Genomic DNA, 7797 nt, shown 5'->3' with positions numbered 1-7797 from the left:
TGCGCCGAGCGGCGCACCACCGGCAAGGCTCAGGTCAGGGGGTACGCAGCCCGCGGGCGATTGCCCTGGTCAGCGACGCGTTGGCGTCGTCACCGTCGAGCGACCACATCATCGCCCCGCCGAGACCCTTGTTCTTGATGTAGGTCGTCTTCTGGGTCAGCTGCTCCGGATCGTCGAAGGTCCAGAACGTCGTGCCGTTGTAGAGGTACGTGTGCCCGGCCCGCCGATCGCGGTACACGGTGTACCCCTGCGCCGGCAGGCCCGCCAGCACCTTGTAGTCCTCGTTGCCGGCGGCGAAGGAGCCCGGCGCGGGACCGGTCGCCGTTCCGAAGAGGCCGTTCTGCCCACCGGTCACCCCGGTCCAGCCCTGTCCGTAGTAGGGCATGCCCAGCACGAGGTCGCGGCGCGGCGCGCCCCGGTCGAGCCACGCGTCGATCGTGGTGGTGATCGAGAAGTCGGGGTTGTCCGGCGCGCCGGCCGGCACGCGCAGCGCCGACTGCTGGTTGGCCCGCGGCTCCCACGTGCCGTGGAAGTCGTAGCCCTGCACGGTGCCGAAGTCGAGGTACTTGAAGATCTTGCGGACCTCGAAGCCGGCGTCGATCTTGGCCGGGGCGGCCGGCAGGAAGGCGGTCAGCTCGTACTTGTGGTGCCGGGCCCGGCCGAGCCGGTCCAGCGACTCGCGGAACTCGCGCAGCAGCGCGGTGAAGTTCTCCTTGTCCTCGGGCCGGATGACGTTGCCGACGTCGCCCGCCGATCCCGGCCACTCCCAGTCGAGGTCGATGCCGTCGAAGATCCCGGCCGCGGCGCCCGGCTCGGCGCCCGGCAGGTTGCCCTTGAGCCACAGGTCCACGCAGGAGTCGACGAGCTTCTGGCGGGACGCCGCGGTCAGGACGGCGTCGGAGAAGTTCTTGGACAGGGTCCAGCCGCCCAGCGAGATCAGCACCCGCAGGCGGGGGTTGGCCCGCTTGAGCTCGGCGAGCTGGTTGAGGTTGCCGGCGACCGGCTGACCGGCGACGTCACCGACACCGTCCACGCTGGTCTCGTCGGGGAACGGGACCTGCCAGTCGGCCCACGGGTCGGCCGAGGCGCAGACACCGTCCTTGGTGACGTCGCTGAACGCGTAGTTGATGTGGGTCAGCTTTTGGGCTGCGCCCGAGGTCTGCAGGTTCTTGACCGGGAAGTTGCGGCCGTAGATGCCCCACTGGGTGAAGTATCCGACCTTGACGTACCGGTGGTCGCCGGCGTCGGCCGGCGTGGCGGCAAAGGTGAGCGACACCGCGGCGGCGGCACCCACGGCGAGAATACGGCGGAGCGGACTACGCATGAGCACTCCAACAGTGAAGAAACTTTCCTGTTGGTGGAAGCTAGACCGCCCATCGACCGAGGTCAAGCTCGGTCAGCGCAGGTGTGCCGTTTCGTTCACCGACCGCACAGCGAGATTGCCGTCCGGCCAGATGTCCATCGTGGACACGCCCGCCGCGTCCAGATACAGCCGGTGCAGAAACCCGTCGGAGGCGTCCAGGGCATCACGCAGGATCAACTTCAACGGCGACACGTGCGAGACCAGGACCACGACCCCACGGGGGTACGCGCTGAGCACGGTCGACACCGCCTTACGGGCACGCGCGGCCACGGCGTCGAAGGACTCCCCGCCGGGCGGCGCCACGGACGGCGAGTCCAGCCAGGCGTCCATCTCCCGCGGCCAGCGCTCGCGCACCTCGCCGAAGGTCAGGCCCTCCCAGTCGCCGAAGTCGCACTCGATCAGATCCGGCAGCACGGTCACATCGGCGCCGCCCAGCTCGGCGGCGATGACCTCCGCGGTGCGCGTACACCGGGTCAGGGGTGAGGTGACCACGGCCGCGACCTCGCGGGCGAGCCCGGCCACCCGCCCGGCCGCCGCCATTGCCTGGGCCTCGCCCTCGGTGGAGAGCGGGATGTCGCCGCGGCCCGAATAGCGACCGTCCTTGGTGTAGGCGGTCTCACCGTGCCGCACCAGGATCAATCGCGTCGCGTCCTCGGTCGAAGCGGGCGGCGCCCACGACCGCTTGGGGGTAGCTGTGCTGCTACCGGCCGCTGAGCCTCCGGCAAGGGCGGAGAACCCAGGCCCCTCCGGGGCCGATCGCATCTCCTTCTCGACGTCGCGGACCGGCTTTCCGGCCGCCTCGTCCATCGCCCGGTTGGCCAGCGCGTCGGCCGCCTTGTTCCGCTCGCGGGGGATCCAGTCGTAGGTGACCTGCTCGAACCGGCCCGCCAGCCGCACCGCCTCGGCCGCCAGCGGGCGCAGGCCCGGGTTCTTGATCTGCCAGCGGCCGGACATCTGCTCGACCACCAGCTTCGAGTCCATCCGGACGTCGACGTGGGTGGCGTTGAGCTCGCCCGCGGCCCGCAGACCGGCGATCAGGCCGGTGTACTCGGCCACGTTGTTCGTCGTGGTGCCCAGCGAGGCGTACCGCTCGAGCAGGACCTCGCCGGTCGCCGCCTCGCGCACCACAGCGCCGTATCCGGCCGGCCCGGGGTTCCCCCGGGAGCCGCCGTCCGCCTCGACGACAACGCGCAAGCTCACAGCCCGGACTCCGCGGTCCGGACCATGATCCGGCGACACTCCTCACAGCGCACGACGTCGTCGGCCGGCGCCGACTTCACCCGGTTGAGGTCGGCACCGTAGAGCTCGATCCGGCAGCCGCCGCAGCGCCCGGAGCGCACCAGCGCCGCGCCGAGCCCGGAGTCCGCCCGGATCTTGTCGTACAGCGCGATCAGATCGGCCGGCAGGTCGGCCACCAGCGGGCCCCGGGAGGACTGCTTGAACTCCGCCTCCTTGCCGATCTCCGCGTACGCCTCGTCCCGCCGCGCCTCGGCCGCCGAACGCCGCTCCTCCGCCGCGGCCAGCCGGCCCTTAACGTCGTTGAGCGCCTGCTCGGCCGTCTCCCGCTGCTCCATCAGCTCGAGCTCGGAGTCCTCGAGCTCGGACTGCCGGCGGTTGAGCGTGGCCAGCTCGTGCTGCAGGCCCTCGATCTCGCGCAGCGCGCCCCCCGCGGCCAGCCGCTTCTGGTCGCGGTCCTTACGGGCGCGCACCTGCTCGATGTCCTTCTCGAAACGGGCGATGTCGCGATCCAGATCATCCACCGCGACCTGCGCCCGCACCCGCTCGTCCTCGAGCGCGGAGATCTCCCGCGACACCGCCTCGATCTCGGCCAGCTCGGGCAGCGACTTGCGGCGGTGCGCGAGCTGGGCCAGGGCGATGTCGACGGCCTGCAGGTCGAGCAGGCGGCGCTGGGCTTCCGGTGCGGCCTTCACTCTTCTGACTCCTTCTCGGGGCTTTCAGCATGCACAGTCCACGGATCCGTGTCCACATCGGACACAGTCACTTCGATCGAGAAGCGCGACCGCAGCCAGCCTGCGACCTCGTCCAGCCACGGCCGCTCGCTGGCCCAGTGCGCGACGTCGATCAGCGCCGGGCCGCCGTCCGCCAGGTGCTCACCGGCCGGATGATGCCGAAGATCAGCACAAAGGTACGCGTCGACGCCCGCCCTGGTGGCGTCGCCGAGGAACGAGTCACCGGCGCCGCCGCAGACGGCGAGCGTACCCACCGGACAGTTTTGATCTCCCGCCGCACGCACCCCGGCCGCGGTCGCCGGGAGCCGGGACGCCACGAATCCCACCAACTCGCCCAGCGGCATCGGCGTGGGCAGCTCGCCGATCCGGCCGATGCCCCGGCCATCCTCCTGCGCCACGAGCGGCCGCGTGTCGCGCAGATCGAGCCGCGCCGCCAAGGCGTCCGACACACCCGGATTCGCCACATCGGCGTTGGTGTGCGCGACGTAGAGCGCGACCCCCGCCCTGATCAGGCGGTGCACGATCCGGCCCTTGTACGTGTCCGGCGCCAGCGTCGACACGCCTTTGAGCAGCAGCGGGTGATGAGCGACGATCATCTGAGCGCCCCGCTCGACCGCCTCGTCCGCGGTGTCCGGCACGCAGTCGACCACACACAGGATGTGATCCACCGGGGTGTCGAACTCGCCGAGCACATGGCCCACGCGGTCCCACTGCTCGGCCCACTCACGCGGATAGCGCTCGTCGAGCGCGGCGACGACCTCACGAACGGCCGGCTTACGTTGGGTCACGGCCGCCAACTCTACTGCTTGTGCCGACCGGCTCCGCCCCGCTGCACCGAGCGGTCGCCGCAGCCCCCAGGGGCCGTCTCGTGGATCGACCAAGTGCGAGGCGCGGTCCAGAGCGTGGCTGACAACCGCCGCAAAGCGCCCTAATCCTGGTGGGATTTGGGTGTTTCGCGGCGGCTGTCAGGCGCGCTCTGGGCCGCACCGCAGCCCTGGTCGATCCACGAGACGGCCCCTAGGAGAGGGCGCCCGGCTCGAGCCGGCTGTTGGCGATCATGGGGTCGGTGACCGCCTGCAGGGCGCGCCGCCAGGGGAACTGTGCGCGGTAGCGCTCGGTCTGACCGGGGCCGCCGAGCCGGCACACTTCGTCGCCGTAGAGGACGTGCACGCCCCAGTCGCGCAGCTTGGCGATGCTGTCGTGCAGGGCGGGGTGCGCAGCCATGATCTTGTTCGTGTACGGCACCACCGCGGTCGGGACGCCGTAGCCGTACCCCTCGACGAGCAGGCCCAGGACGAGGGTGTCGGTGATGCCGGCGGCCCACTTGTTGACTGTGTTGACGGTCGCCGGGGCCACGATCATCGCGTCGGCGGCCGGCAGCATGTCCGGATCGCCGGGGTTCTTGTAGTGCGTGCGTACCGGATGGCCGGTCTGTGCCTGAAGTGCCGCCACATCCACGAACTTGCGGCCGTCCGGGGTGGTTATCACGCACACCTCCCAGCCGTCCCGCTGTGCGAGGCCGACGAGAACGCCGACATCGCGAGCCATCGGTGAGCCGCACACGAGGATGTACAGCACACCGGGTGAGGGGTTCGTCATCACGCGGGGACCCACCTCATACGCCGACTCCCATCTGTTCGGCCAGCTCCGCGATCGGCGCCGGCGGGGTGCCGCGAGTTCGTCGCAGCACGTCGGAGAGGACCTCGTGCGCGAGGGGGCGGCAACGAATCTCGGACGGGGCCAGCCGGTCGCCGTCGAGGAGCATCTCGCTCGCCTTCTCGATGTCGCCGATCTGTGCATACCCGCGGGCGATGTCGAGGTAGTAGTGGGCGCGCCGCTCCGGGAGCATGGCCTGGAAGCCCTCGTGGTCGATGCGCTCGAACATCTCCACCGCGGTGCGCCCGTCACCCAGCTCGACCGCCGCCGCGGCCCGGTGCAACTGCACATTGGTGGGGCCGAAGCTCGTCCAGTAGTGATTGTGGTCGGCACCCAGCGCGTTGGCCGCCTGCTCGGCGCCGCTGATCAGGTCGCGCACGGTCGCGCTGTCACCGATCCGGGCAGCCGCCATCGCGCCGTTGAGCAGCAGCATGCCGTAGACGGAGAGCCGGTCCTCGCCGGTGGACTCGAACCCGGGCGCCAGCCGGTTCGCGATGTTGACGTTCACCTCGAGCGACGGGCGGGCCCGGCCGAGGGCGAGCAGAGCGCTGCCGACGCGGTAGCTGGCGATGCCGGCCAGCAACTGGTCGCCGGCTCGCTGGGAAACCGCGATGGACCGGTCGGCGGCCAGCCAGGACAGCTCGTGCTCACCGACCTTGCGCAGCGCGGAGGAGGCGATCTGATAGACCTGCCCCAGCAGGTGGGCCGCGGTCGCCGCCTCGTCGCCGCTGGCGTGCGCGCTGTCCGCCGCCTGGGCGTCACGCAGCAGCTTGGGCAGGGTGCGCGCGAGGACGCCGTACTTCGCGTGCTGGTACGTGAGCCAGGCGTGACTGACCGCCTTGCGCATCTCCTGCAGCGGCGGCGAGTGCGGCGTCGGCTGGAAGAACGCGCTCATCTGGTCGTACCGCTCCAGCGCCGCGCGGATCTCCTCGACCTCGACCTGGTCGATGCAGTTCTGCGTTTCCGGCCGCCGCTCGACGTCCTTGCCGAGAAGCAGCTGGACGTCGACCTGCAGGACGTCCGCTATCTCGTAGACGACGGAGAACTTATCGAGCCGGCGGACGCCCCGCTCCACCTTGTCCACCCAGCTCTTCGACTTGCCCAGCCGGTCGGCGAAGACCTGCTGGGACATCTTGCGGCGACCACGCCAATAGGCGACGCGGCGGCCGATCGGCAGCTCGTCCACGGGTGCCTCCCCCACTCAGCCGGCGACCCCACCGGTGAGTTTCACCTCTTGTCGCCTGCAGTGTGGATCCCACACGCCCGCACAGGTCGCACAACGTGTGTGATCGTCTGCTCGGCGATCCTCGTTATTTTTGCACGTACGTTGCAAAAGTGGATCTGCCCGGAGCAACGATGCGTGTCGCGCTTGGACACGGCATCGGAGCCTGATACGACCGCCGGGCTCGCCTTCCCCAGCCGTTCGGACGGTCCGAAGTCCTCGATCCGCCATCCACAGCCCCGCCACCACCCCTAATCGGACTGAAGGCCCGCCATCCACAGCCCCCAACACCCCCGCCGCCGCACCCGGCCACGCTGAAGCCTGCTCTTCCCAGCTCTACGCTCTTTTCGGATGGCGCACTCGCTATGTGGCTCTTCGGCAAGATCAAAGACGCCGACGCCCTCCCGGCCGCAGGATCGTTGTTGCTGGTAGCGGTCGGTTTCTGGGCATGGGCGGGGGCACACATGTCAGGTGACAAGGTAGTGGTGCGATATGCGGGGGTGCAGTCACCCGAATGGGTGAACGCGAATTTTCGATGGGCAGGCACCCGTCCGTCCGGTTCCAGGCCGAGCGGATCCCGTCCCGGCGGATCCCGCCCCGCGGGCACCCACCGCCCGGTCCGCTGTTGATAATCATCGGATGCACGTCAACTGGGCCGAACGCGGGCCGCATCTCATCGCCGGCGCCGAGGTCACCGCGCCGATGGTCGACCAGGCGCTGTCCTGGCTGGCCGGCCGGGTAACCGGGGCCCGCATGGTGCTCGACATCGGCAGCGGTCCCGGCGTAGCCGCCTGCTCCCTCGCCGAGCTGCTGCCGGACAGCGAGGTGCTGGCCGTGGACGGCACGCCGGAGTTGCTCGAGCTGGCCGAGCGGCGCGCCGCCGACCGCGGTCTGGCCGACCGCGTCCGGGTACGCCCGGCGATACTGCCCGACCAGTTCTCCGAGCTGCCGCCGGCCGACCTGGTCTGGGTCAGCGGCGTCGCCCACCACATGCCCGACCCGGCCGAGGCGGTGCGCGAGATGGCCGCGCTGGTGCGCCCCGGCGGCGTCCTGGCGCTGCGCGAGGGCGGTCTGCCGATGCGCTGCCTCCCCGACCACGCCGACGGCGGCCTGCTGGCCCGGATCAACGTGGTGACCGCCGAAGCCTCGCACGCCCACCACCACCCGATGGGCGCGATCGACGCCCAGCGCGGCTGGCCGCAGCTGCTCCGCGAGGCGGGCCTGACCGAGGTGCAGAGCCGCACGTTCCTGCTCGACCTGCCGGCCCCGCTGGGGGCGGAGGCCCGCGATCACCTCCGCAACGACCTGCGCACCAGCCGCGAGATGCTGGCCGACCGGCTGAGCGCCGCCGACCTGACGCGGCTCGACCACCTGACGAGCGACACCGACCCGGAGAGCGTCCTGCACCGGGACGACGCCTTCCTCTTGATGGCCGCCACGATCCACACCGGCACCCAGTCCACCCTCCCGTAAGCCAAGTGGTAGCCCACCCACCTTTCCGAGCACCCCACACGTGGCTCGGCTACCACTACGGGCTCCGGCCCGCGGGACAAGCCCAAAGTGGTAGCCCAGCCGCCTTTCCGAGG

At 70.6% G+C, this 7797-nt stretch carries 7 protein-coding genes; 1 reads left to right on the top strand and 6 read right to left on the bottom strand.

Annotated features, from left to right (window positions below; genetic code table 11):
- Positions 1–34: 34 nt before the first annotated feature.
- The 6 genes from AB0M20_RS17370 to AB0M20_RS17345 form a co-directional block, all read right to left on the bottom strand.
- Complete coding sequence (locus tag AB0M20_RS17370) at positions 35–1324, bottom strand: glycoside hydrolase family 18 protein (protein ID WP_364299188.1); 1290 nt, start codon at positions 1322–1324, stop codon at positions 35–37.
- 72 nt (positions 1325–1396) lie between these two features.
- Positions 1397–2563: a bifunctional RNase H/acid phosphatase gene (locus AB0M20_RS17365; protein WP_364299186.1), complete on the bottom strand. Its 1167-nt coding sequence runs from the start codon at positions 2561–2563 to the stop codon at positions 1397–1399.
- Positions 2560–3294 (bottom strand): C4-type zinc ribbon domain-containing protein, encoded by a 735-nt coding sequence (locus AB0M20_RS17360; protein WP_364299184.1) that lies wholly within the window; start codon positions 3292–3294, stop codon positions 2560–2562. The genes AB0M20_RS17365 and AB0M20_RS17360 overlap by 4 nt, the downstream gene beginning before the upstream one ends.
- A complete protein-coding gene (locus AB0M20_RS17355) occupies positions 3291–4130 on the bottom strand; it encodes a Nif3-like dinuclear metal center hexameric protein (protein ID WP_364299182.1) in 840 nt (279 codons plus the stop codon). Before AB0M20_RS17355 ends, AB0M20_RS17360 begins: the two co-directional genes overlap by 4 nt.
- A gap of 220 nt (positions 4131–4350) precedes the next feature.
- Entirely contained in the window at positions 4351–4932 is a 582-nt protein-coding gene (locus AB0M20_RS17350; protein WP_364299190.1) for a flavoprotein, read from the bottom strand.
- A 16-nt stretch (positions 4933–4948) separates the two neighbouring features.
- On the bottom strand, positions 4949–6175 hold the full coding sequence (locus AB0M20_RS17345) for a helix-turn-helix domain-containing protein (RefSeq protein ID WP_364299180.1): 1227 nt from the start codon (positions 6173–6175) through the stop codon (positions 4949–4951).
- 675 nt (positions 6176–6850) lie between these two features.
- Here AB0M20_RS17345 and AB0M20_RS17340 point away from each other — a divergent pair.
- Positions 6851–7684 carry a methyltransferase gene (locus tag AB0M20_RS17340; protein WP_364299178.1) on the top strand — a complete coding sequence of 278 codons (834 nt, stop codon included), beginning with the start codon at positions 6851–6853 and terminating at the stop codon, positions 7682–7684.
- The last annotated feature ends 113 nt before the right edge of the window (positions 7685–7797 follow it).

It is taken from the genome of Actinoplanes sp. NPDC051633 (genome assembly GCF_040681735.1).
Lineage (GTDB): Bacteria > Actinomycetota > Actinomycetes > Mycobacteriales > Micromonosporaceae > Actinoplanes.
This window is presented reverse-complemented; position numbering and strand designations above follow the sequence as displayed.

Excerpts from the sequence above, each read along its gene's own strand:
- AB0M20_RS17340 (WP_364299178.1), top strand. The coding sequence starts at position 6,851 with ATGCACGTCAACTGGGCCGAACGCGGGCCGCATCTCATCGCCGGCGCC.
- AB0M20_RS17350 (WP_364299190.1), bottom strand. The coding sequence starts at position 4,932 with ATGACGAACCCCTCACCCGGTGTGCTGTACATCCTCGTGTGCGGCTCA.
- AB0M20_RS17370 (WP_364299188.1), bottom strand. The coding sequence starts at position 1,324 with ATGCGTAGTCCGCTCCGCCGTATTCTCGCCGTGGGTGCCGCCGCCGCG.